At 49.3% G+C, this 26,015-nt stretch carries 23 protein-coding genes and 1 tRNA gene; 1 reads left to right on the top strand and 23 read right to left on the bottom strand.

The genetic code is table 11. The features are described 5' to 3' along the window. Positions 1 to 124: 124 nt before the first annotated feature. From GPL15_RS04230 to GPL15_RS04120, 23 genes are all read right to left on the bottom strand, one after another. Positions 125 to 196, bottom strand: a tRNA-Gln gene (locus GPL15_RS04230). 163 nt (positions 197 to 359) lie between these two features. After that, positions 360 to 1,037: a GDSL-type esterase/lipase family protein gene (locus GPL15_RS04225; RefSeq protein WP_215696340.1), complete on the bottom strand. Its 678-nt coding sequence runs from the start codon at positions 1,035 to 1,037 to the stop codon at positions 360 to 362. 115 nt (positions 1,038 to 1,152) lie between these two features. Further along, entirely contained in the window at positions 1,153 to 2,418 is a 1,266-nt protein-coding gene (locus GPL15_RS04220; RefSeq protein WP_215696339.1) for a zinc-binding dehydrogenase, read from the bottom strand. Between the two features lie 70 nt (positions 2,419 to 2,488). Further along, positions 2,489 to 3,349 carry a sugar phosphate isomerase/epimerase family protein gene (locus GPL15_RS04215; RefSeq protein WP_215696337.1) on the bottom strand — a complete coding sequence of 287 codons (861 nt, stop codon included), beginning with the start codon at positions 3,347 to 3,349 and terminating at the stop codon, positions 2,489 to 2,491. A 15-nt stretch (positions 3,350 to 3,364) separates the two neighbouring features. Beyond that, positions 3,365 to 4,198: a carbohydrate ABC transporter permease gene (locus GPL15_RS04210; RefSeq protein WP_215696335.1), complete on the bottom strand. Its 834-nt coding sequence runs from the start codon at positions 4,196 to 4,198 to the stop codon at positions 3,365 to 3,367. Between the two features lie 12 nt (positions 4,199 to 4,210). After that, the gene (locus GPL15_RS04205) at positions 4,211 to 5,092 is read right to left on the bottom strand and encodes a sugar ABC transporter permease (RefSeq protein WP_215696333.1); all 882 of its coding nucleotides are present in this window, start codon (positions 5,090 to 5,092) and stop codon (positions 4,211 to 4,213) included. A gap of 61 nt (positions 5,093 to 5,153) precedes the next feature. Beyond that, a complete protein-coding gene (locus GPL15_RS04200; RefSeq protein WP_215696331.1) occupies positions 5,154 to 6,662 on the bottom strand; it encodes an extracellular solute-binding protein in 1,509 nt (502 codons plus the stop codon). A gap of 51 nt (positions 6,663 to 6,713) precedes the next feature. Then, positions 6,714 to 8,111, bottom strand: coding sequence for an FAD-dependent oxidoreductase (locus GPL15_RS04195; protein WP_215696329.1), 1,398 nt, complete (start codon positions 8,109 to 8,111; stop codon positions 6,714 to 6,716). Beyond that, positions 8,099 to 9,436 carry an FAD-dependent oxidoreductase gene (locus tag GPL15_RS04190; RefSeq protein ID WP_215696327.1) on the bottom strand — a complete coding sequence of 446 codons (1,338 nt, stop codon included), beginning with the start codon at positions 9,434 to 9,436 and terminating at the stop codon, positions 8,099 to 8,101. The genes GPL15_RS04195 and GPL15_RS04190 overlap by 13 nt, the downstream gene beginning before the upstream one ends. 67 nt (positions 9,437 to 9,503) lie before the next feature. Continuing rightward, positions 9,504 to 10,547: a LacI family DNA-binding transcriptional regulator gene (locus GPL15_RS04185; protein WP_215696325.1), complete on the bottom strand. Its 1,044-nt coding sequence runs from the start codon at positions 10,545 to 10,547 to the stop codon at positions 9,504 to 9,506. Positions 10,548 to 10,795: 248 nt separating this feature from the next. After that, on the bottom strand, positions 10,796 to 11,176 hold the full coding sequence (locus tag GPL15_RS04180) for a DUF1667 domain-containing protein (protein ID WP_215696323.1): 381 nt from the start codon (positions 11,174 to 11,176) through the stop codon (positions 10,796 to 10,798). Beyond that, positions 11,170 to 12,405, bottom strand: a complete 1,236-nt coding sequence (locus GPL15_RS04175) for an FAD-dependent oxidoreductase (protein ID WP_215696321.1) — start codon at positions 12,403 to 12,405, stop codon at positions 11,170 to 11,172. The genes GPL15_RS04180 and GPL15_RS04175 overlap by 7 nt, the downstream gene beginning before the upstream one ends. A gap of 4 nt (positions 12,406 to 12,409) precedes the next feature. Continuing rightward, positions 12,410 to 13,867, bottom strand: a complete 1,458-nt coding sequence (locus GPL15_RS04170) for an NAD(P)/FAD-dependent oxidoreductase (RefSeq protein ID WP_215696319.1) — start codon at positions 13,865 to 13,867, stop codon at positions 12,410 to 12,412. Positions 13,868 to 14,453: 586 nt separating this feature from the next. Next, positions 14,454 to 14,627 (bottom strand): hypothetical protein, encoded by a 174-nt coding sequence (locus tag GPL15_RS04165; RefSeq protein WP_215696317.1) that lies wholly within the window; start codon positions 14,625 to 14,627, stop codon positions 14,454 to 14,456. Positions 14,628 to 14,664: 37 nt separating this feature from the next. Beyond that, on the bottom strand, positions 14,665 to 15,714 hold the full coding sequence (locus GPL15_RS04160) for a mannonate dehydratase (protein ID WP_215696315.1): 1,050 nt from the start codon (positions 15,712 to 15,714) through the stop codon (positions 14,665 to 14,667). A gap of 78 nt (positions 15,715 to 15,792) precedes the next feature. Beyond that, positions 15,793 to 16,917: a uroporphyrinogen decarboxylase family protein gene (locus GPL15_RS04155; protein WP_215696313.1), complete on the bottom strand. Its 1,125-nt coding sequence runs from the start codon at positions 16,915 to 16,917 to the stop codon at positions 15,793 to 15,795. 107 nt (positions 16,918 to 17,024) lie between these two features. After that, the gene (locus tag GPL15_RS04150) at positions 17,025 to 18,107 is read right to left on the bottom strand and encodes a hypothetical protein (protein WP_215696311.1); all 1,083 of its coding nucleotides are present in this window, start codon (positions 18,105 to 18,107) and stop codon (positions 17,025 to 17,027) included. 20 nt (positions 18,108 to 18,127) lie between these two features. Further along, a complete protein-coding gene (locus GPL15_RS04145; protein ID WP_215696309.1) occupies positions 18,128 to 19,150 on the bottom strand; it encodes a zinc-binding alcohol dehydrogenase family protein in 1,023 nt (340 codons plus the stop codon). Positions 19,151 to 19,279: 129 nt separating this feature from the next. Beyond that, positions 19,280 to 20,002 (bottom strand): ABC transporter ATP-binding protein, encoded by a 723-nt coding sequence (locus GPL15_RS04140; RefSeq protein ID WP_215696307.1) that lies wholly within the window; start codon positions 20,000 to 20,002, stop codon positions 19,280 to 19,282. A 1-nt stretch (position 20,003) separates the two neighbouring features. After that, the gene (locus GPL15_RS04135) at positions 20,004 to 20,756 is read right to left on the bottom strand and encodes an ABC transporter ATP-binding protein (RefSeq protein WP_215696305.1); all 753 of its coding nucleotides are present in this window, start codon (positions 20,754 to 20,756) and stop codon (positions 20,004 to 20,006) included. Continuing rightward, positions 20,749 to 21,735, bottom strand: coding sequence for a branched-chain amino acid ABC transporter permease (locus GPL15_RS04130; protein ID WP_215696303.1), 987 nt, complete (start codon positions 21,733 to 21,735; stop codon positions 20,749 to 20,751). Before GPL15_RS04130 ends, GPL15_RS04135 begins: the two co-directional genes overlap by 8 nt. 39 nt (positions 21,736 to 21,774) lie before the next feature. Next, positions 21,775 to 22,647 carry a branched-chain amino acid ABC transporter permease gene (locus tag GPL15_RS04125; protein WP_215696301.1) on the bottom strand — a complete coding sequence of 291 codons (873 nt, stop codon included), beginning with the start codon at positions 22,645 to 22,647 and terminating at the stop codon, positions 21,775 to 21,777. Between the two features lie 101 nt (positions 22,648 to 22,748). Further along, positions 22,749 to 24,065 carry an ABC transporter substrate-binding protein gene (locus tag GPL15_RS04120; protein WP_215696299.1) on the bottom strand — a complete coding sequence of 439 codons (1,317 nt, stop codon included), beginning with the start codon at positions 24,063 to 24,065 and terminating at the stop codon, positions 22,749 to 22,751. Positions 24,066 to 24,604: 539 nt separating this feature from the next. On the opposite strand from GPL15_RS04120, the gene larA reads away from it, so the two are divergent. Next, on the top strand, positions 24,605 to 25,879 hold the full coding sequence (gene larA / locus GPL15_RS04115) for a nickel-dependent lactate racemase (RefSeq protein WP_215696297.1): 1,275 nt from the start codon (positions 24,605 to 24,607) through the stop codon (positions 25,877 to 25,879). The last annotated feature ends 136 nt before the right edge of the window (positions 25,880 to 26,015 follow it).

Here is a 26,015-nt window from a genome sequence, read left to right as displayed (position 1 = left end):
CTCTGTTTTGTCCATTTTACTATATGCCCAGACTTTCTACAAGCAGGAAAGAAATGCGCGATACGAATTTTTCCATGAAATAACAAAAATCCTGCAGATCTAATATCTGCAGGATTCCCTAAACCTGGGCTACAAGGATTCGAACCTTGAAATGACGGAGTCAGAGTCCGTTGCCTTACCATTTGGCGATAGCCCATCAACACAACAATGATATTTATACACTATCAAGCCAAAATAGTCAAGCCCTTTTTTGAAAATTTTACCGGTAAGTCTGACCTTTTTCTATTTTTTGTTCTATTTTTATAACTGTCATAGCCCCCGCTGGCAGACCCGGCCTGTCGGCCGTGGCGCTGGCGCATCTAACCCTCCATCATTTCTTTCACCTTAGCCGCCACAGCAAGTCCGAGCCTGGGATGGCTGTCCCTTGAAAAATGCACTCCATCCCCGTCATCCGGTTCCGCATAATACCCGGCATTCAAAAATCCGCACCCGTATTTCTCCGCAATCTGTTCATATACTTTGGGAAACAGCCGGGATAGTTTCTCCCCGTCCTCTCCTCCGAACCGGGCGTATACACCGACCCGTCCTTTGGCCTGTTTGATGGGGATTGGCGCCAACAGCAAAATTTTCGGCGGACGGCAGCCCCGTCCGCATTTATCCGTATTTTTAACCACTTTCACCAATTCTTCGATCCCTTTGCCCAACTGATCTTCTGTAAATGCCTCCCGATGGTTTCTAAGCTGCAAATCATTGGTTCCCAGCATAATAATCACCAGATCCAGCGGACGGTGGGTTAAGAGACAGGGCAGCAGATAGTCAATCCCCCTCTTATAGATTTCCTCCGTATCGTCATAAATCGTAGTTCTTCCGCCAAGGCCTTCCTCTATCACATGATAACCGCTCCCCAGTTCAGCGGCCATCACACAAGGCCATCTGGTTTCCTCATCATACCGCTCCGACGGCAGCGCTGAATCCTTCCATCTGGGAATGCATCCCCAGGTATTGGAATCTCCATAGCATAAAATCTCCTTTTTCATGGTTCCCCCTTCTCTCTTCCGCCCCAGAAGTCCATTTTCTCCCAGTCCTCTTCAATCACATTTCAGACTATGTCTGTATCCAGTCTATCAAACTTTTCATGAACATACAATACCTTCAGACTGTGGCAGTCTGCCAATGTTCCAACAGATACTCCTCCGCCTCAGCACACCATAAATTCCGGTTCGCCTCCACAATATCCGCCAGCTTCTCAAAACGCTTATCCTGCCCCGCCAGTTTTCTGAAATCCGCAATCGCCGTCATCGGCATGCTGATCTGCGTATAGACGAGTTTCTTTCCGCCCGGCAGGTTCGGCAGGTTCAGCGTGGCCTCCGCGCAGCTGTCCAGCCCGCCCACATGGGTCACCATGACCGCCGGGTTGATTTTTCCGGATTCCGTCAGCCGCAGGGATTCCAGCATATCATCCGTATTCCCGCCTGTCGTCCCCATAACATGGGTGGAATTATAGTGAACATCGTAAAAATTAATCCGGCTGCCAAACCGGCTGTCCGTCGGTCCGGCAAAGAAATTCAGGCACCCGTCACGCCCCAGGATGTCCGACGAAAGTTCCACCAGCGCCTCCGCCGGGGTAAAACAGAACACATCGTCAAACCCTCCATTTGACAGTTTTTTTAAATACTCCGCCGCATCTTCCAACCGGGAAGTATCGATAAAATGCAGCTCAATCCCCTCTTTCGCAGCCTCCTCCACAGGGAAAAGAGCCTCCGCCCGCTCCAGCCGTTCCCGGTTGATATCCGTGACCACAATCATCCCCGGCCTTCGGTCACAGTGGAGGGCATAAGTCAGCGCTCCCAGCCCCATGGGGCCTGCTCCGGCCAGAATCGCCGTTTTTCCGCCTTCCCTGATCCCCATCTCATGCTGATACACTCCCATTTTCGTATGATAACAGGCGTGAAACGCTCCGATGGAACAGGACATGGGTTCCGCCAGGGAAGCTTCATAATAGGCCCGGCCTTTATATTCCAAAAGGCATCCCAGTTCCATGACTTCCGGAGGAATGATGCAGTATGTACTGTCCCCTCCGAAAAATTCATAACTATATCCAGGTGACCACATGGTCCCTTTATAATTAAGCGCCGGCTGAAGGGTGAACTTCATTCCCGGCTGGAACCGGCTTTTATGTTTCTCCCCCACTTCCACAATCACTCCCGCAAATTCATGGCCCATGATCGCCGGATGGTCCGCCACATCTTCGTGAACCCGTTTGTGGGCCGTTCCCAATACCGCGCATTTATAAGTCGACATACAGATGCTGTCTGAAATCACCTTTACCAAAATTTCATCTTCTTTAATTGCAGGGAGCTCAAATTCCTCCAGCCTGAGATCAGACGCTCCATGCAGCCGCACCGCTTTTGCTTTCATCCCCTCTATTCCTCCATCATTTCTTTTACCTTAACAGCCACAGCCCGTCCAAGGCTGGGATGGCCGTCCCTTAAATAATGCTCCCAGTTCCCAGAAGCGCTCTGGCCGTGCTGACTAAGCAGCGCGCCATGCCTTCTCTGGCCTCTTCCGGTATCCGCGATACATTGACTTCATAATTAAATGTCCCCTGATATCCGGCTTCTCTCAGCCCTTTTACAAACATTTCCCAGTCTATCGTTCCGAAGAAAGGCGGCAGATGCTTATCGCAATGGACGCCTTCCCCCAATTTTCCAAAGTTATCGTGAAGATGCAGCACCTTCAGCCTGTCTTTCAATTCCAAAACCGCCTGATACAAATCCATCCCGTAAATATTGGCATGTCCGCTGTCCAGACACACCGCCCCGGAAACACCGCCGGCTATTTCCAGCAGTTCTTCCACGCCGGTGCACGACATGTTTTCAACCGCCAGCTTTATTCCAAATTCCCTGCCGTACTCCACATATTCCGCCAGCGCTTCTATGCTTTCCCTCACCAGCGTCTTTTTCTTGTCCCCGCTGACTACAGGGTGCACCACAATGTATTCCGCCCCTAAAATGGAGGTGGCTTCGATAGACCGGAGCATCATCTCCCGGCAGAACCCATAGTCCGGGTCCTCCTTATCACCATACCGGAACTGGAAAGGCGCATGGCTGTGTGAAATCACCAGTCCCAGCTCCTGAGCCAGGGTTTTTAAGCCCTGTATCCGTTCCCTCCAGTTCTCCCCGTCCAAAACAGGTTCATGATCCAGCTCTCCTTCACGGATCACCGCTGAAAAATTGATATCCACGGCCTCAAATCCCGTATCCGCAAAAAATGCCAGGGCTTCCTCCATGGGAATCCTCTCTTTTCCGGGCCTGGCGCTGTGCAGCCCCGAATTCACTGAAATCAGCATATCATTTCCTCCTCATCAGCCCTTCACTCCCGCAGTCGCAATTCCTTCCACAAAATATTTCTGGCAGAAAATGAATAAAATCACTGCCGGAACAATTGCGCTGGTCGCGCTTGCCATGGTCAGCTCATACCGCTGCAGTTCATCCAGAAGATACCAGCGAATGGCCTGGGCAATGGTATATTTATGGGTGTCCGTAATGAAAATGAGCGGCGACATGTATTCATTCCATGCGGCGATAAAAGCCAGCACCACCAGAGATACCATGGCGGATTTGGTCAGCGGCAGCATCACCTGGCTGAAAATCCTCACATGTCCGGCCCCGTCAATCTTAGCCGCCTCCATCAAATCATCCGGCAGCCCCATATAAAACTGCCTCAGCATGAAAATGGCCGTCGCCCCGAACCAGGACGGCAGTATGATGGCCCAGTGGTTATTATACAGTCCCATGGATTTAAACAGCATAAACCTGGGGATGATCGTAACCTGGGACGGGATCATCATGGAAGACAGAAACAGCAGAAACACCAGATTCTTGCCCGCAAATTTAATTTTCGCAAACGCATAAGCGGCCATGGACGCGATGGCAATCTGCCCTATGGTGCTGAAAATCACAATTTTTATGGAATTGTAATAGGATCTGAGCATGCTCACCTTTTCATCCGTCCATACCACAGCGTAGTTGTCCCACCTTGCCACTTTCGGCAGCCAGTAATAGGGCCTTGCAAATACTTCGCTGGTGGTTTTCAGCGAAGAACAGATCATCCAGACTAAAGGCAGAATAAACAATATGCTGAGAGCCCCGATGAGAACAGTCTTAATCAGAGCTGTTATATAATAATTTCTTTTCATCTCGTCCCTCCCCTAATAATGAACCCATTTTTTCTGGCCCCAGAAATTAAACAGGGTGACAGCAAGGATAATCGCAAACAGGACCACAGCTTCCGCCGAAGCATATCCGAACTTATAGGAACCAAACGCGTCCGAATAGATCACCGTAACCATGGAAGTATTTCCCTTGGCCGAGGTTCCGGTTGTCATGATGTTGATGGCCGAAAACACTTTAAAAGAGGCGATCAGGCGCACGATTACCAGATAAAATGTGGTAGGGGAGATCATGGGAAATGTGATCTTCCAGAATTTCTGCCAGCTGGATGCCCCGTCGATCTCAGATGCTTCATAAAGGTTCACCGGCACATTCTGGATTGCCGCCATGTAGATGATCAGCTCATATCCAATGGCGGACCAGATCAGCAGAATTATGATCGGATATCTGCACAGGGAGGAATCCGTCAGCCACTTTATGGGCTGGGAAACCATATGCAGATTCATGAGAACCGTATTTATCACGCCCTCTTCCCGGAACAGAAACTTAAAAACTGCCGCCAGGGCCACCGCACTGGAAATATAGGGAATGAAAAAGCAGAGCCTCAGGGTCCGTTTGAAAAATACCCTTCCATTTAACGAATACGCCAACACCAGCGCAATGATGATGGACACGGGAACGGTTGTAACAGAGTAGACGAATGTATTGATCATCGCCTGTTTGAACAAACGGTCCTTCCCCAGATCTTTAAAGTTTTCCAACCCCACCCATTTGATTCCATCCAGACCGGAAAGGAAATTCCATTCGGTAAAGGATAAAAAAATAGAAAAGAAAAACGGAAATGCCACCAGGGTCAGAAAAGCAATCAGCGCCGGGGCGATAAACGCATACCCCATCAGATTTTCTTTCTTCTTATTCATAACTTCCATTCCTTTCCTGGTTATCCGCCGCCCCTCTGCTTGTGAAAGGGGCGGCAGACAATCATCGCTGCTCTTTTCTTATGGCTTCATTGGCAATTTCAGCCGCTTCTTTCATGGCCTCTTCCGGGGTCATTTCGCCGTTAAACGCGTACATCGCATATTCATTGATCGTATTGGTCACATCCGTATAGGCTGCCATCTGTGTCTCCACAAACGTCGGATTAGTTGGAACTCCCACTACGCGTTTAAATGATTCCACATCGATCAGTTCCGCCGCTTCTTCTTCTGACCCAAATATCAGGGATACCAGATCATCCGCAACGGTTCCTCTCCAGGTGGACTGATGGCCTGCGATCACCAGATATTTAGAACCGTAAGTGGAATACCATTTTAAGAAGGCCCATGCGGCCGCCTCATCCTTGCATCCCTGAGTGATTCCAGCATGAGAGAAGCTTGCAACTCCCGACATATAGTTGGTCTGTCCCTTTTCTTCCACCGGGAATGGAGCAAATGCCGTCTTAAAGTCCACCGGATAGTTTTCCCTGTCACGGATGAAGCGGATCATATTGGGATTCACCGCGCTGGCCGCCTGGCCGGACATATAAGTCTGCTGTGTCTGGATGCTGTCGGAACGGTATACCGACTTAGGATACCAGATCTTTTCAACATTTTCCGCATTGATCTCTCTCTTCAGGGAATTGACGATCAGATCGGAATCGAAGGTGGACAGCCCTGTTTCATCATCATAATACCGGTCCGTACCATAAACCTGCTGTTTCGGATAGGTAAAATAGTCCACGGAGTGGTAGTCTGTTCCGCCATAGACCAGCACGTTTTCCCCGTCTTTCTTCGTCATTTTCCGGCTGGCTTCCAGATATTCGTCCCATGTCCATTCTTCCGGAATATCACCGAGCCCAGCCTCTTCCCATGCGTTCATATTGATGCACACATAATAGGAAAGTCCGCCGCAGGGGAATGTGTAGATCCTGCCATTATACTGATATACATCCGTGCTCCAGTTATCGACCAGACTGATTCCTTCTTCAGTTACCTTGTCCGTCAGATCCAAATATAGGTCATTGCTCCATCTTTTATAGGTATTATTCAGATCAAATGATCCCAGTACATCGATTTCCCCCGACATGATGGCTGTATTCACACTCATATTTCCGTCCGCATTATTACTGTAGCTGGTCAGTTCCACCTTAATATTGGGATAAGTCTTATTAAACTCCGCGATCATATCATTCATTCCCGCATCCCCTTTAAAGGGCATCCAGAAACGAACCGTTCCGCTCATATTGGTATCATCTTCTAAAATCCAGCTTTCGATATCACCCGGATCAGTCTTTTCCGCCCCGTTCTCCGTTTCCGCTGCTTTGGCGTTTTCCTCTCCTTTTGTGTTTTCCTCTCCTTTGGATTCCCCTTTAGCGTTTCCCCCGCCAGTTTCCTCCGTTTTCTGTGTTTCCGCCGCTTTCGTAGTTTCCGGCGCCTTGCTTCCTCCGCCGCATCCGCCAAGTAGGCCGGCGATCATGACTGCTGACATTAGTGCTGCGATTTGTTTCTTCATAAAATCCCTCCATGCTTATTTATATTCAATCCATTCTGTGGATTGATTTGCTCACCCCAGATACACCTGATTTTCAATCAGCCTCTCTTTTAACATTTCCCTGTCTATGCAGCGCACCTCTTTTCCTGTTTTCACGGAAACCGCCGCCGCGATTCCGGCCGCCTGGCCCATGGCCATCACCGGAGGCATGACCCTGACAGCTCCTGCTGCCTGTGATTCCGCTGAAATGCACCGTCCCGCCACTAAAAGCCCGTCCACGCCGCAGGGCACCAGGCATCCATAGGGAACGCCGTAATACTCTCCGTTCTCAATAGTCAGGTACTCATTGCTTCTCGGCCCGTAACGGCCATGGACATCTACCGAATTAGAACATACCAGCACCCGGTCGTCCGTCAGCTTTCCCTGAAGGATGTCCTCCAGCGTCAGGCGGCTCTCTCCTCTGATATGGCGGCTCTCCCGGATTCCCAAGACAGAGGCGGTGCTCATCAGCTTCGCGTCCCTGCACCCAGGAATATAGGTGCGGATCATATGCAGAATCTCCTGGACCTGCCTGCGCCCTTCCATTTCTCCCTTAGAAAGGCTTCTGTTGTCTGTGGAATCAATTCCCATAATCCTCGAAGTGTTCACATACCATTCATCCTTCTTCACCCCCCGGTACATGCCGATGGAAACCCGGTCCAAACTCCAGTCTCCCCGCTTCCTGGCCTCCGATACCCACCAATGGAAACTGCGGTAATTCACACCGTCTTTCCTGTAAAAATTCTCCCTGTTTTTTGTAATATCCCCTTCCACCGCATCGGAGTCCACATTGCAGATGCGGAAAAATAACGTGGCCGGCTGTATGAGCTTCAGCTTTTCATCACCCATCTCCCAGGAAACCCCGGCCCGGCAAGCCACATCCCCGTCGCCGGTGCAGTCAATCACCGCCTTTGCATTAACCCGCTCAAACCCTGATTTGGAATGAAGGATAACCCCTGTTATCTTCCCCTTCTCCATCACCGGCTCCGCAAATGTGGTATGGTACAGGGTCTGTACCCCAGCCTCTTCCAGCATCTCGTCCAAAACCACCTTTAAAATTTCCGGATCAAAGGGCGTTACATGGTCATGTCCGTCCCGGATCCAGGAAGTAAACGCAGTCCCCTTTCTCACCTGTGAAGGGTGGATGGCGCCCCCCTTTTTAACAAGGCGGTCCACAATTTCAGAGAACAGGCCTTTGATGATCATATTCTCCCCGTCTTTGTCATAGCAGGTCATAAACGGTCCTACCAGGCCCTGTGTCGCCATACCGCCTGCGCAGCCGCCCTGTTCCGCCATCACCGTAACCGCTCCTTCTCTTGCGGCTGCAATGGCCGCGCATACCCCGGCAGGCCCTCCGCCAGCCACGAATACATCCGCATCCATGGTGTTCATCACGTCTCTGCCGGTCCGCTGTTCCATCATCCGATCCATTCCCCCTCATCAAAAAGTTCTGCTCCAGAATCCATAAGCGCCTTCTGCACTTTCCTGTAGTCCAGTCCACCAGTTCCTATCCCGTCCATGGCGCAGACTGCCGCCGCGATTCCGGCCGCCTGCCCTGTGGCAAGGGCAATCCCCATAACCCGGTAGGAGCCGTGCGCCCTGTGGCTGCCTGAAATATTCCGCCCGGCCAGAAATACCCCGTCCAGATTCCTGGGTATCAGGCTCCGCAGAGGAATATCATAGGGAACCGCCGGTTTAGAATGGCCTTCCGCCTGTCCTCCGCCCTCAGGATTATGAATGTCGATCAAAAACCATGCTTTATGTACCACCACATCCGGGAATCTGGCGCCTGTTTCCACATCCTGGTCCGAAAGCACGTATTCTCCCGTAAACCGTCTCGTCTCCCTCACGCCAAGGGCGCTGGCCGACGCTTTTACATAACAGTTTTCATACCCCGGTACAAAATCCTTTAAAAATCTGACTACGGAATCCATCTGCCGCCTCAGTTCCAGCTCTGCGTCCAAGATCCCTTTTGCATCCAGCGTCTCACAGCCGTTGGCCTGGGTGGCGTTGACCTGCCGCTCGCCGGGATAGAATGTGCGGTGCAGCCGCACAATTGAGACATTTTCAGGCAGAACGCCCTTCTCGCAAGCCTCCCGGCACAACTGCGAATATTTTTTCCCGTCAGGCAGAGTGACCGGATCGCTCCCGCCGTAACAGGCAATGGCTTTCGTCTCATCAACTCCCCCAACCGTAAATTCAATCGTCTCCGGCTGCCTTAACCCGTCGCCTTCCCTGCCGGTTTCAAAATGCGCCCCGCCGCGGTAAGCCACATAACCGTCGCCCGTAGCGTCTACAAACATGTTTCCTTCCATAATGCAAGGGCCTGTTGGAGATGTAACCAGCAGCCGTCTGACCCTGCCGTCTTCTTTTTCCACATCCACAACCGCCGTCTGCAGATAAACGTCAGCTCCGCTGTCAACCGCCAGTTTCAGAAGCCGTCCCTTGGCCTCCTCCGGATCCACATGGATTTCACTTCCGTTTCTCGTTATGATCCGCTCCGCCTCTTCGTGTCCCTGGTTTAAAATGCCGCACACCTCATGATACATGGTATAAGGCGCTGTCCGCCCCAGTATGGGCTGGACATGTCCGGATGTCATCATCCCCCCCAGGACGCCAAACCGTTCGATCAGAGCTGTTTTGGCTCCCAGCCTGGCCGCTGATACGGCGGCCCCAATTCCCGCCGGTCCGCCTCCCGCCACCACCACATCGTACTGTAACACCCGTTCAACAGTTACCTTCATTTCTTTTTGCATACCCCTCCCTCTTTTCACTTTTGGACCGATCTAAATTTTAGATTGTAAAAAACGCTAAAAAGCGTTTTTACCTCGGCTTCACACTCTGCCGTTCAACCATATAGGGTTCAATCACAATGTGCTCCACCTCTTTATCCGGATTCTGAATCCGCTGCAGCAGGCACTTGGCCGCCTGCTCCCCCAGAGCTTCCTTACGGATATTCACCACAGTGAGCCCCGGCGTGGCGTAACCGCAGAGGGAAGAATCCTCATATGCCACAATGGAAACGTCCTCAGGCACCCGGATGTGATTCTCATACAAATACCTCATGACACCTAACGCAATCTGTCCGTTGGCGGTTATCACTCCGTCCGGCCGGTTCCCCGCCTCCCAGAATTCCTTAAATGTCTCATAACCGCTTTCCCCCCGGTTCGATTTACAGAAAATAACCCAGTCAAAATCAAACTCAACTCCGTTCTTTCCCACAAATTCGCTGACAGCTTTTATACGCGTATAGGATGAGTGGAAATTCTTGGGGCTGTTCACCATACAGATCTTCTTGTGCCCCGTATCTAAAAGATGCTTCAGTTCCATCACAGTGCCCACGCCCGGATCCGCATATACGGAATCGATCTCATCTTCATAGCTGTCTACACCGGCAATCACCATGGGAATACCGGTGGCCTGCATCTTCTTCATCAGCTTGGGGCTGTAGGGATTCCCAACCAGAAACACACCGTCCACCCTCCGGTTTTTTACAACCCGGGGCAGTTCATCCGGCTCGTCCACCGAACAGAACCGTTCCGTAATGACGCCATAATCCGTCTCCGCCAGCCCCAGCATGATTCCATTGCTGATGCTGTAGGAACACATACCGGTGCTCTGGTTAAAATCATAACTGAACTGGTCCGGGCTTCTGCTCTTATCCACAAATACCACAAGGCCAAGGCTGTTATTCGTCTTGCTGCTCAGGCCTCTGGCATTGTTATTGGGAACATAATTCAGTTCTTTTATCACTTCCAGCACATGACGGCGTGTCTCATCCTTCACTAACGGGTTATTATTCAATACAAGAGATACCGTACTCCTGGATACGCCTGCTTTACGCGCTACGTCCCGTATCGTTACCATCTTCACACCACCTTTTTGGATCGGTCTAAATTATATTTTCAGCATATACCATAATTGTATCATTGTCAATATATCTAATAAAAATATTTTTTCTATATACAACAAGGAAAATACAATGCATTTTACGATATAAAAGCCTGGGAAAAAGAATAAAACCATCCTTTTCCCCAGGCTTTTTATATCCTCTAATATTTTTAAACCGTTCTATATAACTTCCTATTGCCCGGCGCTCTCAGCTCCTGCCATTTTCACTTTTTCCCTGCTTCCGTTTTCACTCCAACCGTTTTCGTCACAACCACGTCGCTGTCCGTCCCAAGAATCCCTTTTATCACCACATCCCCGGCCATGACCGGAGCGGCTTTCCGGATCTTCCTGATCTCTTCCATGGCCTTCATAATCTCTTTCTTGGGGATCGGTTTCGTCAGCCTCACGCTGGCTAACGGGAGTTCGCCGCCCTCTATGAGGATGGAAGACGCGATTGTCCGGCGGGGATCATTCAATTCCTGGATCAGGTAGTCCCCGCCCTTTTTGCAGAGATTCCCCTTTATGGACAGCACTTTGCCGTCCTCAACTTCCGCCTCGATCTCACAGCCATTGGGGCAGATTATACATGTTATTTCTTTCAGCATATCACCTTCACCTCCAGATTTCCTTCACCTGCAAGTTTATCCACCTTTACCGGAATCTGTATCATCTCCGCAGGAACGGCTTTCTTCATCTTCTTCGACGCCACAGTCACTCCATTCCTGGTCACAGCTATGGTACAGTCTTTAAAATAGCCGTTCACTCTCATGGAACAGTTCACGTCCCTCTTCCCGCTGATCTTCTGGGGGATCACGTGGCCGATGCCAGCTCCCGCCTCCACCGAAATGGGACACTCTTCCAGAGTTCCGTTTTTAACATATTCCGCTGCGCTCTCCGCCAGGGCCTCCGCCTCCAGAGATACGAAATCCACCAGATCATGAACGTGAAGCACATTGCCCGCCGCGAAAATTCCGGGCACATTGGTCTGGAAATGTTCATCCACCAGGGCGCCGCTTGTCTTTTTGTCCAGCTTAACCCCTGCATCGATAGAAAGTTCATTTTCAGGAATCAGGCCTACGGACAGAATCAGCGTATCGCAGGAATATTCTTTCTCAGTTCCCGGTATGGGCCTTCTGTTTTCGTCCACCTGCGATACCGTCACCCGTTCCAGCCTGTTTTTTCCATGGATTTCAGTCACGGTATGGCTTAAATACAGAGGAATATCGTAATCTTCCAGACACTGTTTGATATTCCTGGCAAGACCGCTGGGATAGGGAAGAATTTCAAATACAGCCTGTACATGGGCCCCTTCCAGGGTGAGACGCCTCGCCATGATGAGACCGATGTCGCCGGACCCCAGAATCACCACTTCCTTTGCCGGCATCCGGTTATAGAGGTTCATATAAGCCTGGGCCACTCCGGCCGTAAACACTCCCGACGGACGTTCTCCCGGGATTCCCAGAGCCCCCCTGGTCCTCTCCCTGCATCCCATGGTTAGAATAACCGCCTTTGCTTTCCACTGTCTGAGCCCGTCTCTGGACGCTGCGGTAACCACCTTATCCTCCGTCACTTCCAGAACCGTGGTGTCCGTCAGACATTCAATCTGATTGTTTTTCGCTTCGTCAATAAACCGCTGGGCATATTCCGGCCCGCTGAGGGTCTCTTTAAAACGGGTGAGCCCAAATCCGTCATGAATGCACTGTCTTAAAATGCCTCCGGGCTGTTTTTCCCGTTCCAGAACCAGAATATCCCTGATCCCCAGCTCATATAGTTTTACAGCCGCCGCCAGACCGGCAGGACCGCCGCCGACAATAATCACATCCTTCTGCTCCATTCCCTTATTCCTCCCTCACTTTTCCGTTCAGCACCCAGGAACCCTGTCTCGCGTATACAATGTCCGTCTCCTTTTTGCCCAGTTCCTCTTCAATCATCTGCTCAATCCTCATCTGGCAGTAACCGCCCTGGCACCTGCCCATCATGGAACGGGTTCTGTATTTGATGCCCACCATGGTACTCACTCCCAGCGGATTATGAATCGCCTGCAAAACCTCAGCTTTGGTCACCTTTTCACACCGGCAGATCACTTCGCCGTAATCCGGATTTTCCCGGATCAGTTTGGCCTGTTCTTCCTTGGGCAGCCCTTCAAAGCGCACAATTCCCTTCCTTCTCGGATTGAAGTTTTCATTTTCCTCCAAATGCTCCCGTTCCTTCATGAGGCCGATGGCATATCTGGCAATCGGAACAGCCGCTGTCAGGCCGGGGGATTCAATTCCCACCAGATTAATGGCATTGGGCGCTGTTTCATCTTTGATTTCGATCTTAAAGTCCTGGATCACTCCATTTTCATCCACCCACTTGGGAAGAATTCCGGAATAGTTCCTGATCTGGTCGGCTTTTCGGATGTGGGGCCACAGTTTCGACGCGCTTTCCGCCAGATAGTCCATGTTCTTCTGAGGAACTCCATAATATGTAAAATCCTCCACCATATCCGCATTAGGACCTACGGTAACATTTCCATCGATGGTATTGGTGACATGGATTCCCATGTATGTGTTGCTTGGGACAGGATATACCGGCATGGGCAGAAGCTCTCCCAGACGTTTATCCAGAATGATGTAGTCCCCCTTGGAGCCGATCACCCGGTATCCCGTTATCCCCAGCATATCGGAGATTTTCTTGCAGCCCAGCCCGGCTGCATTCACCACCCATCTGGTCCGGTACACGTCCTGAACCGTTTCAATCCGGTAGTTGCCGTCCTGGTCCCGGCTGATGCCGGTCACTTCATTGTCAAAATAATAGTCCACCCCGTTTTCATGGGCGTTCTCCGCCAAGGCCACCGTAAAATGGAACGGGTCCATGATTCCGCTGTTTCTGGAGAACATGGCGAATTCCCCCACTACGGCAGGAACCAGCTGGTGAAGCTGTTCTTTATCCACCAGCTCCAAACCGGAAGCTCCGTTTTTCTCCCCCTGAACCATAGTCCGTTTCAGAGTTTCCATATCTTCCTTTGTATTCCCCACCAGAACCTTTCCGCACCGGAGAAATGGAAAATCCAGTTCTTCAGCCAGTTCCCCCATCATCCGGTTTCCTTCCACGCACAGCTTGGCTTTCAGCGTTCCCGTATCATAGGCAAATCCCCCATGGACGACGGCAGAGTTGCGGCCGCTGGTCTCATAACACACATCCAGGTTCTTCTCCAGCACCCCGATCTTCAGCTTGTACCGGGCCATCTCCCTGGCAATGGCGCTGCCCACCACTCCGGCCCCTACTATCAAGACATCATATAACTGATCCATAGCACCTTCTCCTTTTTGTTATTATTTTGAAACAGTTCAGACGGCGGGAAACGTGATAAAGAAAGCTGCGTCAAGCTGGCTTGTAAGCAGTTTTCTTTATCACTTTTCACATCGGATGGACATCCGATGCTTCTTGACCGGCCTTTTCGGTCAAGAAGATGAGCCGTCTGAACTGTTACATTATTTGGCTTTGTACTTGTATGATATTTCGTTTTATGTAATATATAACACTATATGTATAATATATCATTTCGGGGTGAATAGTCAATAGAAAACTCCTAAAAAATGGATAAAATTGTTATTATTCGTAACAGTTCAAATAGGTCTGCGCATTCACTGCGCAGACTGTACGAAAACCTAGCGGCTGCAGGCATCCAGCCCCTCGCCGCAGGCGAATTCAATAGGCTGGATGCGTAACAGTTCAGATTCGTCTGAACTGTTACTATTATTCACAGTCCCACATCGGCAAAGCCGCGGGCTGGTTTTTATCAATAAAGGACGGCAAAAAGCACCGGCAAAAGAAATTAAACTATCATTCAATCTCTTTTCCGATGCTCTTCTCATAACCTGTTAAAAGATAATTCTTTTAACTTTCCTTATCACTCCTCCCAAAACGTTCTAAATAAGATACTGCATGTTCATGAGCCAAACCAAAACGTTTTTGAAGTTTTTCCACAATTCTCTCAGCGGAAACGCCCTCTTCTAAATTGTCTTCGACGAATGCCCGAATCCCTGTTTCCAGCCCCTCTTTCCGTTCCATGGCTTTTTCTTCCCACAATTGCATATACCTCACCTCACTATTCACTCATCTTCACAATCGCTTCCCACAGCCCGTTCAGATAAGTCGCGCCCAGCGCCCGGTCATACAGCCCGTATCCGGCCCGTCCGGTCTCGCCCCAGATCATGCGGCCGTGATCCGGCCTCACATATCCGGTAAATCCGTTGTCATGAAGCGCCTTTAAAATGGCAAACATATCCAGGGAACCGCAGGAAGAGAGGTGGGCTCTCTCCTCGAATCCATTGTCCAAAACCGCCACATTCCTGGCATGGACAAAATGAATCCTTCCCATGGCCGCATACTTAGCCGCCATCTTCACCACATCATTTTTGCTGGAACAGCCAAGGGAGCCGGTACAGAGGGTGAGGCCGTTATGGGAATCATCCACCAGTTTCAGGAACCGGTCCAGATTCTCCTCACAGGTGATGATTCTGGGCAGGCCGAAAATGCTCCAGCAGGGATCGTCCTCATGAATTGCCATGTTCACATCACATTCAGCCGCAACCGGAATGATCCGCTCCAGGAAATATTTCAGGTTATTCCAGATATCCTCTTCCGTCATGGAATTGTATTCCCCAACCACCGCTTTTAAGCCGTCCCTGGTATAGCTGGAATCCCAGCCCGGAAGGGTTAAATCACTGTCGCTTTCCAGCGGATTCACCAGGTCTACCTGCTCCTGATAGTATACAAGGCTGGTGGAGCCGTCTTCCAGACGGTGGTCAAGCTGGGTCCTGGTCCAGTCAAATACAGGCATGAAGTTGTAGCAGATGCATTTTACTCCTGCTGCGGCCACCCGGCGGATGTTCTCGCAGTAATTGTCAATATAGTGGTCCCTGGTCGGTTTTCCCAGCTTAATGTCCTCATGAACCGGAATGCTCTCAATGACTTCGAATTTAAGCCCTGCGTCCTCAGTCAGCTTTTTCAGGCGGGAAATGCTCTCCTCACTCCAAACTTCCCCTACCGGCACATCATAGACAGCCGTCACAATCGAATCCATCCCCGGAATCTGTCTGATCTGCTCCAAAGTCACTTTATCATCTTCTCCATACCAACGGAATGATAATTTCATAAACACCTCTCATTCTGCCGCCAGAGACGGCATTATTTTTATTATTTGCAACTGTTCAGAACGGCTGGACTGTAATTATTATTTCTTATAATCCGCATTCTCTCTGTAAGCCTCATACATGGCGATTACATTGTCAGCCGGCACTCCCGGCTGTATGTTATGAACCTGGGTGAACACGAATCCTCCTCCGGGTTTGAAAATTTCAATATTCTCTTTCACGGAACGCTTCACTTCCTCAGGAGACGCCAGATTCAGCACGCTCTGGGTATCCACGCCGCCGCCCCAGAAGGTGATATTCTTTCCAAATTCCTTTTTCAGTTCCCTGGGATTCATGCCTTCTGCCGAAATCTGCACCGGGTTAATGGCATCCACCCCGATTTCAATCAGGTCGCCGATAATCGGGCGGATCGCGCCGCAGCTGTGAAGCAGGATCTTTTTATGGTATTTCTCCTTCACATGCTGGTACAGCCTGGCCTGATAGGGTTTTACCATCTTCCTGTATGTTTCAGGGGACATCAAAAGGCTCTGCTGGGTTCCCATATCGTCCGCATATTTCACGATATCGATCTGATCTGCAAACCGGTCCATCACATAGTCCACCAGCTTGATCTGGTATGCCAGAATCTTTTCATGAAGGGCGTCGCAAAGCTCTTCATTGGCCAGAAGATCCACATAGAAATTCTCTATGCCCCTGAGCCAGGACGGAAGTCCGAACATGGTCTCCCTAAATCCCTCCAGGATACAGAATTTATCCTTATTGGCCTCTAACCGTTCAGCAAGCCCTTCAATCATGTACTCATTGGGCTCATCCCAGACGAGCGCGTCCAGGTCTTCCGGTTCCTCCGCGTCCTCCAGCGGATGTCTGCACATGTTGTAATAATATCCGTCCGGGTTTAATTTCTGCCCCACTCCCCACATATCCGTAAATGTGCCGTCCCCGTTATCGATCCACGGTCTGGTTTCATTAATATAGATACAGCAGGTATCTGCTCCGAAATAGTCCACCACGCTCTGATCCGGCACCACCACGCCCTGGTTGATGGCTTTGATAAAATATCCATGGTCTTCAAGCCCCAGCTTCTCCTTCAGTTCCTTTTCCACCAGCCGGTGCATCATGCTGTTGTTGATCCCGCCAATATCCAGCGGAACCCGGTCAGCCTCTTCATGATTCAGCGCAGCGAACACTCTTTCTTTAGACGTCATTTTGTACCCTCCCATTGTGCGCCAAAAATGTGCCTGAAAACTGATTTCCAAACACATCCCGGCAGATCCGGCCTTCGGCCGGACCTAATCTGTCCACAGTTACCTGTTTACCATTTTTTAGAATCCACATAGCGGAGGATCTCTTCTGCTTCCTCCGGAGTATCCGATATCATATTGATTGCGATTCCCTGGTGGGGAAGATTGTCATAGATGGCATCGATATCATCTTTCACAATTGGCCCCATGCCCAAAACCAGGCGTTTTCCGCTTTCCAGCACCTTCTGGCACTGAGGCAGCATCTCTCTGACAGACAGTCCCACCACATCCCTGTTGATCTGAACTGCCTTTAAGTCCTTAATCTCCAGCATCTGATCCAGATGCATGAAGCTGGCTGAATGAAGGTGAACCAGGGAATAAGGATATCCTTCGATCACCTTATTGGATGTCTCAAACAGGTACTCTCCATAGTGGGCAGGCGACATCAGCGCCGCCAAATCCTCCTGATACCACATGATCCGTTCCGGGGTCCATATATGGTAAAATCCGATGCCGTATCCTCCATGGCTTCTCTTCGTAACCGCGTACTGGTCGGCGATCAATTCACGCTGGGCATCAGTCACAGCGTTAAATGCTTCGTGCATCAGTTCCGGTTCATCGATCAGGCCGCAGGCCATTTCCACCTGGCCCGCCAAAGCGCCTATGGTATCCGTAACCCCTCTTAAAATCGGCTGTCCTACGGCAAACCTGCCTTGGGAAAGCTCGGTAAGTTTACTGGAAAACTCCAGATACTTCTGATACCATGGATTATTTTTATCCAGCTTCAGCCCTTTCAGTTCTTCCAAATCCGAAAATACCGGTTTGGTCACCACGCTGACCGATTCACCATAAGCTCTTGCGCCCATGATGCATTCCATCCAGGGGAGCCCGGTGCAGGGCTCCGCCACAAAAAATGCGTCATGATTGATTTGCTCCAATTCCTGATACATCCGCTCATAATCAGGCAGGAAATCATCCACGATAATCTCTTCCGGATGAATCTCAGCCCTGCGGTCCAAAAGGGGGATCAATGCCTGAAACGCCCGGCTGAAAAACACCCCTCCCAGCCTGGCGATCATGAGAGGCCTCTCCTGATGGTTCCCCTCCCAGAAATCCAGGTTTCTTTTTATTTTTTCGTCGGCAGACAAAGACATTTTCTCAGCTCCTCACTCTATCAATCAAAGGTCAGTGTGATCTTGCATACCTGATCCGGATGTTCCATATTCAGTTTCATGGCTTCTTCCGCCTTTTCAGCCGGGAAGCTGTGCGTGCGTATCTTCTGAGGCGTTAAAGCCCCGCTCTCAAATCCTTCGATTACCTCAGGGAATCTGTAATTGCTCAGTCTGGATCCCACAACGGTCAGTTCCTTCTTGGTGAAATCAACCTGGGCGATCTCCGACGGTTTATTAATCAGGCCGAGAGTTACCACACGGCCCGCCGGGCAAGCCAGATCCATGGCCTCAGGTACGGAAGTTAACGAACATACGCTGTCCACTACCACAGGCATTCCTTCGCCGTCCGTGAAGTCCAGGACCGCCTGTTTCAAATCTTCTCTGGAAACGTTGACAACGATGTCCGCTCCCATTTCCTTTGCCCGTTCAAGCCTGGCGTCCACAAGATCGGTCATCATAACCTGGGCTCCTCTGGATTTTGCCACCTGCATAACCGTGAGGCCGATAGGGCCGCTGCCCATAACCAGAACCTTATCCCCTTCATGGATGCCGGCCCGGTGGTTTACCTGTACGCCGATGCTGTAAGGCTCTACCAGGCAGATCAGGTCTTTATCGATTTTATCCACGTCAATTTTGTAAACATCAGCCGCAGGGGCAACCACATATTCCCTGCATCCGCCGTCCTGATGGACGCCGGTCACTTCCAATGTGGTGCACACGTTGTGCCTGTTGATCTTACATGCATAGCAGTGGCCGCAGGAGCGCACCGGGTCAACGGATACGTAATCGCCCACTTTAACATTTGTCACCGCCGAACCAACTTCCACAACCTGGCCGCCGTATTCATGGCCGATAATTCTGGGATACGTTGCCAATGAGTTGGTTCCTTTATAAATGCCGATATCAGAGCCGCAGATGCCCACACATTTGATTTTAATGAGCACTTCGTTATCCGCTTTGATCTCCGGTTTTTCCACATCCACCACTGTCACTTTAAAAGGTTCTTCTACCATAATCGCTTTCATATCATCCCTCATTTCTGCGCTGCCGTCTGTTTTTCCCAAGTCTGCGGCAGCAGCGCCGGGCACAGACTCATGTTTCCTGCATCCCACGTTTCAGATGCAGAATTCTGTGTTAACTTACTGAAAATCCTTTTATTCACCGCCCAGGTATGCTTTCTTTACCTCTTCATTGGCCATCAGGTTTTTGCAGGTATCGGTCAGGATCATCTCACCGGTCTGCATCACGTAACCGCGGTCAGCCGTCGCCAGGGCGATCTTTGAGTTCTGTTCCACGAACAGGATCGTCGTTCCCTCCCTGTTGATCTCCTTAATGGCTTCGAAAATCTCCTTTACAATAATAGGCGCCAGGCCCAATGAAGGTTCATCCAAAAGGATCATCTTAGGACGGGCGATCAAAGCCCTTCCTATGGCCAGCATCTGCTGCTCGCCTCCGGATAAGGTTCCGGCCAACTGGGTACGTCTCTCTTCAAGTCTTGGGAAACGTTTAAAAACTCCCAAAAGGTCCTGTTTCACAGCAGCCGCATCCTTCCTCAGATAAGCTCCCATCATGAGGTTTTCCTCTACCGACAGCTTGGAAAATACATGTCTTCCTTCCAGTACATGGGAAAGGCCCATGGCTGTGATCTTGTTGCCCTTCTTACCCTGGATCTGTTTACCGTTAAACCAGATTTCGCCCCGGATGCCCTGAGGTTTTGTAAGTCCCGATATGGTCTGGAGAGTGGTGGTCTTCCCAGCGCCGTTGGCGCCGATTAAGGTTACCATTTCTCCCTCGTTTACATACAGGTTGATTCCCTTTACGGAATGGATGTTTCCATAATAATAATGAAAATCTTTAACTTCCAATAATGGCGCCATACTATTCACCTCCTAAATAAGCACGAATTACTTCAGGGTTGTTCTGAACGTCTTCCGGCACGCCTTCCGCCAGCAGTTTTCCATATTCCAGTACATACAGATAATCACAGACATTCATAACCAGTTTCATATCGTGTTCAATCATCAATATCGTAACGCCCCTTTTCAGAATCCTTTGGAGCAGTTCGTCAAATTCTTTCTTTTCCTTCGTATTCATACCTGCTGCCGGTTCATCCAAAAGGATCATCTTAGGATCGCTGGCCAGTCCCCGGACAATCTCTAAAAGCCTCTGTCCGCCATAGGAAAGGCTCCCTGCCGGATCATTGGCAAACTGCTCCAGACCCACGAATTTAAGCAGATCATAGGCCTTTTCCACCGCTGCCTTTTCCTCAGCCCGCTCTGCCGGCGTCTTCAAAAGATCGGAGAAAAACCTGGATTTCAGCCTGGGATGCATGCCTACCATAACATTTTCCAAAACGCTCATATTCCAGAACAGGTTGATAACCTGGTAGGTTCTGGAAATGCCGGCCTTATTGATCTGGTACGGCTTTTTGCCTTCCATATGCTCCCCGTCAAAAATGACGGAACCTTTATTCGGTACATAAACTCCGCTGATACAGTTGAAAAATGTAGTCTTGCCCGCGCCGTTGGGCCCGATCAGACCAGTAATTTTATTCTTCTGAACATGAAGGCTCACATTATTAACAGCAATTAATCCTCCGAACTGAATGGTCACACCTTCTGTTTTAAGCATTTGCGCCACCTCCGACTCTTCTTCTGACCTTTGCGGCCAGTTTCTTGCCTTCACCGAAAATACCGCCCGGCATCGCAACAATAACAAGAAGCATCAAAATACCGTAGATAAACATCTGATAATCCTGCAGGGCACGAAGTGATTCGTTAACCAGAAGTACGGATGCCGCGCCCAGGATCGGTCCCCATAAAGATCCGGTGCCGCCAAACAGCAGCATGGTGAGGAACATAACGGACTGTTTATATAAGAAGGTATCCGGGTTGATGTATCCAACCAGATGGGCGTACATAGCGCCTGCGAACGCGGTATAAAACGCGCTGACGGTAAATGCCTGAACCTTGTATAAGCGGACATTGATGCCCATACCGTCGGCCGCATGTGAGTTTTCACGGATTGCTGTAAACGCCCGCCCTGTTTTGGAATTAACCAAAAAGGTCTTAGCCAGCAGAAATATCACCACGCATACCAACGCAAAATAATAAAACTGTGTATTGGTGGCGACTTTAAATCCAAATAAATTAACCGGGTCCGTATACATGCCCACGTAGTTTCCTGTGATGTTGTTCGGGGAATGGGAAACCAGAATATAAACGATCTCACCAACCGCCTGGGTAGCCAGGGACAGGAAATGGAACACCAGCTGGGAACACGGATAAGCGATGAGCGCACCGATGGCCGCGCTGATGCAGGCCGCGATAATCATTGTTAAAATTACGGGGATACCAAAATACTTATGTAACACAACGGAGCCATAGGCGCCGATTGCGTAAAATGCCGCGTGGCCCAGTGAAATCTGGCCGCAGTAACCGAATACAATATCCAATCCGGAAACACCGATGATATAAATCTCAATAAAGCAGAAAACCAGTATCAGGTAATTGGATCCCTGCATGAGTAACGGCAGAGCGAGCAATAAAACGGCAAATAGGATTTTCCACAAATTATTCTTTCCCATAGCCTTCTTACTTATATCCTTCAAGGTTGTACCTCCTATTCTATAGATCTTATATACGTTTTATCAGTCTTTGATGGCTTTTTCATTGAAAATACCCGTCGGTTTCAGGAACAGGAATACTAAAAGCAGTCCGTATGCGATCAGGTTCTTATAAGTGGAAGAAACCAGGCTGGCTGAAAATGTTTCCACAAGACCCAGAATCAGGCCGCCAACCATAGCGCCGTACATGTTGCCGTAGCCGCCGATTACTGCGCTGGAAAATCCCTTACGTCCGATAACCGCGCCCAATGTGGTATATACGCCATAGATCGGCCCGATCAGGATTTCGGCCACCGCCGCAAGACCTGCGGACAGGCCCCAGGAAAGCCCTGTGCTCAAAGAAACGTCGATACCACAGGATTCCGCCGCCATGGCGTCCATGGAAGCAGCTCTCATGGAAGTTCCAAGTTTCGTCTTTGTCATATACAAATGGAGGATGAACATACAGATGACAGCCACCACGAAACACATGAGTGCTTCCGGCTGCACGCTGATGCTGCCGATTTTAATCGTCGAGATTCCAAATATAGAAGGGAAATTCAGTGCGATAGATCCCCACACAAGCATCGATCCGTTCTGTACAATATAAGAAATCGCTATCGTTGCCAGAACGATGTAGATTGCCATAACATTCTTATCCAATAATTTTCTGATTACGCCCTTTTCAAGAGCAAATCCAAGTAAAACCGCACATAAAACCGTAAGAAATAACGAAACAACAAATGGAAGTCCAAGATAGGAATAAAAAGTGAGACCGAGAAATGCGCCGAGCGTCATGATATCGCCCTGTACAAAGCTCAGTAAGCCGGACGACTTGTAGATCAGGCTGTATCCCAGAGCGATCAGCCCGTAGATGCTTCCAATAACAAGTCCGGATATTAACAGCATTCCATACATAGATGTATCTCCTTTCAAAGATATCTTTTATTTCTTTTTTATCCAATACAGGCCGGGCTTTTTTTCATTCCCGGCCTGCCTCTTCATAATTGATAGCTTAATTATTTTTCGTTGCCTGTAGCTGTTTTGTATTCATCGTAGCCGCCGTTAGCAATCCAGTCTTTCCAAAGGATGTTCTTGCCGTCGATCAGGATAAAGCTGTTAAATGTGTTGTATCCTTCCCTGTTGCCCTTTGTATAGTCCAGAATACCGCCAAGACCCTGAAGGCCTGAAATCTTGTTTGTAGCGTCTTTTAAAGAATCGGAATCATTCTTGCCTGCGATCTTGCTGGCTTCCCACATAACCATAACGGTATCCCATCCACGGTAGGAGGAGTCAGTCTTAGCGATCTCGCCGTATTTCGCCTGATATTTTTCCAGGAATTCTTTTACTTCCGGAATATCACACTCATCAATTGTGTTATATGTAACGTATGGGTTGGCAAATGCGATATAGTTGGAGTTCTCTGCTCCTGCAATGGCTACCTGTGAAGCCATGAAGGATTCTTTATCAAAGATGATTCCTGAATATCCATACTGTCTTAACTGTTTTACGATAACCGGTCCGGTCTCACCGATAACGGAAATGTAAATGCAGTCAGGTTTTGCAGAAATCAGGTTTGCAACCTGTGCTGAGAAGTCGGTATCGCCCTGGTCGTAGCTCTCGCTCTTAACCACTTCAATTCCTCTTGCTTTACACTCTTCCATGAAAGAGTTTCCGGTTGCCAGAGACGCGTCATCCTGTCCGTAGAATACCGCTACGCTCTTCATCTCTAAATCTTCCAGCATGTTAACTGTGATCGGAACTGCGAATCCATTGTTCATGGCCGCTCTGAATACGTATGGCCAGTCCTCTTCCATCCATGACGGAGACGTTCCCAAACCGATGGTATAAATGCCCTGTTTGTTCAAGCTTCCTGCCGCAGCAAAAACTTCACTGGAGTTAACAGAACCGATAACCGCGTCGGCTTTTTCCACTTCTACTAACTTAGAAACAATCTTTACTGCCTCTTCTGCGGAACCCTGGGTATCATAAGGTACGAATTCAACCTGCGCTCCGTTGAAGCCGCCGTTTTCATTCACATGGTCAACTGCCATCTGAATCGCGTTACGTGCTTCAATACCGTAAGCCGCGTTGCCGCCTGAAAGCTGAAGGTATGCTCCCAGTTTAAAAACCTCCCCGCTCGCCGCAGCTTCACCGCCTGCCGCCGCTGTGGTGGTATCGCCAGCCGCTTTCGTATCCCCCGCCGGTGCTGCTGTCGCTGCCGCTGTTGTTCCCGCTGCCGTAGATCCTCCTGCCGGTGCTGATCCTCCTGAACATGCTGCCATCGTTGATACCATTGCTGTTGCCAAAACAAGTGATGCGATTTGTTTCTTCATAAATACGTTCTCCCTTTCTCTTTTATAAATTTTTTAAAAATATGCTTTGCCTTAAAACTGTCGTGCCCTTTTTATCATCTCTGATATATCACTGACTTCACTTTAACACCTTTTGTGCATTATGTCAATATATTAATTTATTAGTTTTTATTTTTAAGCACTTTAACAATTGCCTTTCCACAAATTGGATATTTTAACGTATTTTTAACATTTTTATCAGTATATTTGTATCTATTTTATGCATTTTATCTTGTTTTTTATCCCTATACCGTTTTTTTCGTAGTGTAGAAAGGGGCTGGCCCAATCTTTTCCAAGGGTTTATTCTTTGATATTTTATCATTTTGCACATATAATAAGCTTTTATTTTCAATCATATTGACATTTTAACAATAAAAGCTATATAATGACTAATATATTACTTTTTATACCAATGCGATCTTAGTTAATTATTTATCACACATTTTCTATTGTTCAAGGGGATTTTTTGTTTTTGATATATTACGTCCCTGACTTTAGAAACCAGAAAGGAGCAGTATATTATGAAAACATTTGAAGTGTTCACAGGAATGCGCAATGTTGAAATCAACTTAAACGACGAAAATTTCCTCTTTTTTGCAGAACACGCGGATCACACGCCCACGGTTTCACAGGATGAGCTGATCGAACAGGCCCTGGATCATCCCTTCGGTGATTCTTCCCTGGATCAGATTGAGGAGAATGCCAAAGTTGTCATCCTCATTGACGACGCCACAAGGCCCACACCGACTAAATCCATCCTTCCGCACCTGATAAAGCGGATCGAGCCCCGCACACAGGATATCACTTTTGTGACCGCCCCGGGCACACACCGTCCGCTGACAGATGGGGAACTGGAGATGAAGCTGGGCAGGGAATATAAAGAGAAATACAAAGTTGTCAATGTAAATTACAGAATCGCCGAGGATTATGAATACATCGGTGACAGCGACATGGGAACTCCGCTTCACATCCATAAAGAGGTTCTGGCCGCAGATTATAAAATTGCCGTTGGCAATATCGCTCCCCATAATGTTGTGGGCTGGGGCGGCGGCGCCAAGATCCTGATGCCCGGCGTCAGCGGAGAACTGACCACCTCTACCACCCATTTGATCGGCTCCCATTTCCCGCTTCAGAATATTTTCGGCAATATTGAGTGCGATATGAGAAAAGAAGTGGACGCCATAGGCGGAAGAATCGGCCTTGATTTCATCCTCAACACGGTTTTAGACGCGGAAAGCCATATTCTGGGCCTGTTCTGCGGACATTACATAGAAGCTCACCGCGCAGGCGTGGATTTCGCCAAGAAGACCCTCTGCCCGGCTATTCCGGAACTGGCGGATATCGTAATCGTGTCCGCTTATCCATGCAACATGGATTATTGGCAGGGATTTAAGCCTTTTGGCTTCTCCATGTGCGGAGTAAAAGAAGGCGGAACCATCATCTACATTCTGGATCCAAGGGAAGGCTTCTGCAACAATTCCCCGGTCCACAAAGAGATGCTGGTGAAATATTTAAAATCCGATGCGGAGACCGTTTACAAAGATGTGGAAGACGGAAAGGTATCTGATAAAGTTGGTGTGACCAACCCGCTGTGCCATTTCCAGGTGCTCAATTATGTTAAAAATGTCATTTGCCTGACAAACGGACTGACCGAGGAAGAATGTGACCTGCTCTCCTTCAAGAAAGCAGAGACCATGGAAGACGCGCTGAAACTGGCCTTTGAAGTTCAGGGATCAGATGCCAAGGTGGGGATCATACCGCTGGGCGGGGAGACGTTGGTTCGGGTGGAAAAATAATTTTTTTAGTTTTGATTTGATTGGTGAACGTTACGCAGGAAAGCGGGAGGAGGGGGCGGAGGTCGGGCTGGGCGTTTGGAAGGGGCCGGGCTGGCCGGAATCCAACGGCACCGGAAGGCCGCTTCCAAACGCCCAG

This window comes from Clostridium sp. MCC353 (assembly GCF_018785315.1).
Lineage (GTDB): Bacteria > Bacillota > Clostridia > Lachnospirales > Lachnospiraceae > CHH4-2.
Note: the sequence above shows the minus strand (reverse complement) of the source record. Positions and strands in the feature narration are given on the sequence as shown.

Bases quoted from the DNA above. Each gene is read 5' to 3' on its own strand.
- GPL15_RS04225 (WP_215696340.1), bottom strand. From the start codon at position 1,037: ATGAAAAAGGAGATTTTATGCTATGGAGATTCCAATACCTGGGGATGC.
- GPL15_RS04220 (WP_215696339.1), bottom strand. From the start codon at position 2,418: ATGAAAGCAAAAGCGGTGCGGCTGCATGGAGCGTCTGATCTCAGGCTG.
- GPL15_RS04215 (WP_215696337.1), bottom strand. From the start codon at position 3,349: ATGCTGATTTCAGTGAATTCGGGGCTGCACAGCGCCAGGCCCGGAAAA.
- GPL15_RS04210 (WP_215696335.1), bottom strand. From the start codon at position 4,198: ATGAAAAGAAATTATTATATAACAGCTCTGATTAAGACTGTTCTCATC.
- GPL15_RS04205 (WP_215696333.1), bottom strand. From the start codon at position 5,092: ATGAATAAGAAGAAAGAAAATCTGATGGGGTATGCGTTTATCGCCCCG.
- GPL15_RS04200 (WP_215696331.1), bottom strand. From the start codon at position 6,662: ATGAAGAAACAAATCGCAGCACTAATGTCAGCAGTCATGATCGCCGGC.
- GPL15_RS04195 (WP_215696329.1), bottom strand. From the start codon at position 8,111: ATGGATCGGATGATGGAACAGCGGACCGGCAGAGACGTGATGAACACC.
- GPL15_RS04190 (WP_215696327.1), bottom strand. From the start codon at position 9,436: ATGCAAAAAGAAATGAAGGTAACTGTTGAACGGGTGTTACAGTACGAT.
- GPL15_RS04185 (WP_215696325.1), bottom strand. From the start codon at position 10,547: ATGGTAACGATACGGGACGTAGCGCGTAAAGCAGGCGTATCCAGGAGT.
- GPL15_RS04180 (WP_215696323.1), bottom strand. From the start codon at position 11,176: ATGCTGAAAGAAATAACATGTATAATCTGCCCCAATGGCTGTGAGATC.
- GPL15_RS04175 (WP_215696321.1), bottom strand. From the start codon at position 12,405: ATGGAGCAGAAGGATGTGATTATTGTCGGCGGCGGTCCTGCCGGTCTG.
- GPL15_RS04170 (WP_215696319.1), bottom strand. From the start codon at position 13,867: ATGGATCAGTTATATGATGTCTTGATAGTAGGGGCCGGAGTGGTGGGC.
- GPL15_RS04165 (WP_215696317.1), bottom strand. From the start codon at position 14,627: ATGGAACGGAAAGAGGGGCTGGAAACAGGGATTCGGGCATTCGTCGAA.
- GPL15_RS04160 (WP_215696315.1), bottom strand. From the start codon at position 15,714: ATGAAATTATCATTCCGTTGGTATGGAGAAGATGATAAAGTGACTTTG.
- GPL15_RS04155 (WP_215696313.1), bottom strand. From the start codon at position 16,917: ATGACGTCTAAAGAAAGAGTGTTCGCTGCGCTGAATCATGAAGAGGCT.
- GPL15_RS04150 (WP_215696311.1), bottom strand. From the start codon at position 18,107: ATGTCTTTGTCTGCCGACGAAAAAATAAAAAGAAACCTGGATTTCTGG.
- GPL15_RS04145 (WP_215696309.1), bottom strand. From the start codon at position 19,150: ATGAAAGCGATTATGGTAGAAGAACCTTTTAAAGTGACAGTGGTGGAT.
- GPL15_RS04140 (WP_215696307.1), bottom strand. From the start codon at position 20,002: ATGGCGCCATTATTGGAAGTTAAAGATTTTCATTATTATTATGGAAAC.
- GPL15_RS04135 (WP_215696305.1), bottom strand. From the start codon at position 20,756: ATGCTTAAAACAGAAGGTGTGACCATTCAGTTCGGAGGATTAATTGCT.
- GPL15_RS04125 (WP_215696301.1), bottom strand. From the start codon at position 22,647: ATGTATGGAATGCTGTTAATATCCGGACTTGTTATTGGAAGCATCTAC.
- GPL15_RS04120 (WP_215696299.1), bottom strand. From the start codon at position 24,065: ATGAAGAAACAAATCGCATCACTTGTTTTGGCAACAGCAATGGTATCA.
- larA (WP_215696297.1), top strand. From the start codon at position 24,605: ATGAAAACATTTGAAGTGTTCACAGGAATGCGCAATGTTGAAATCAAC.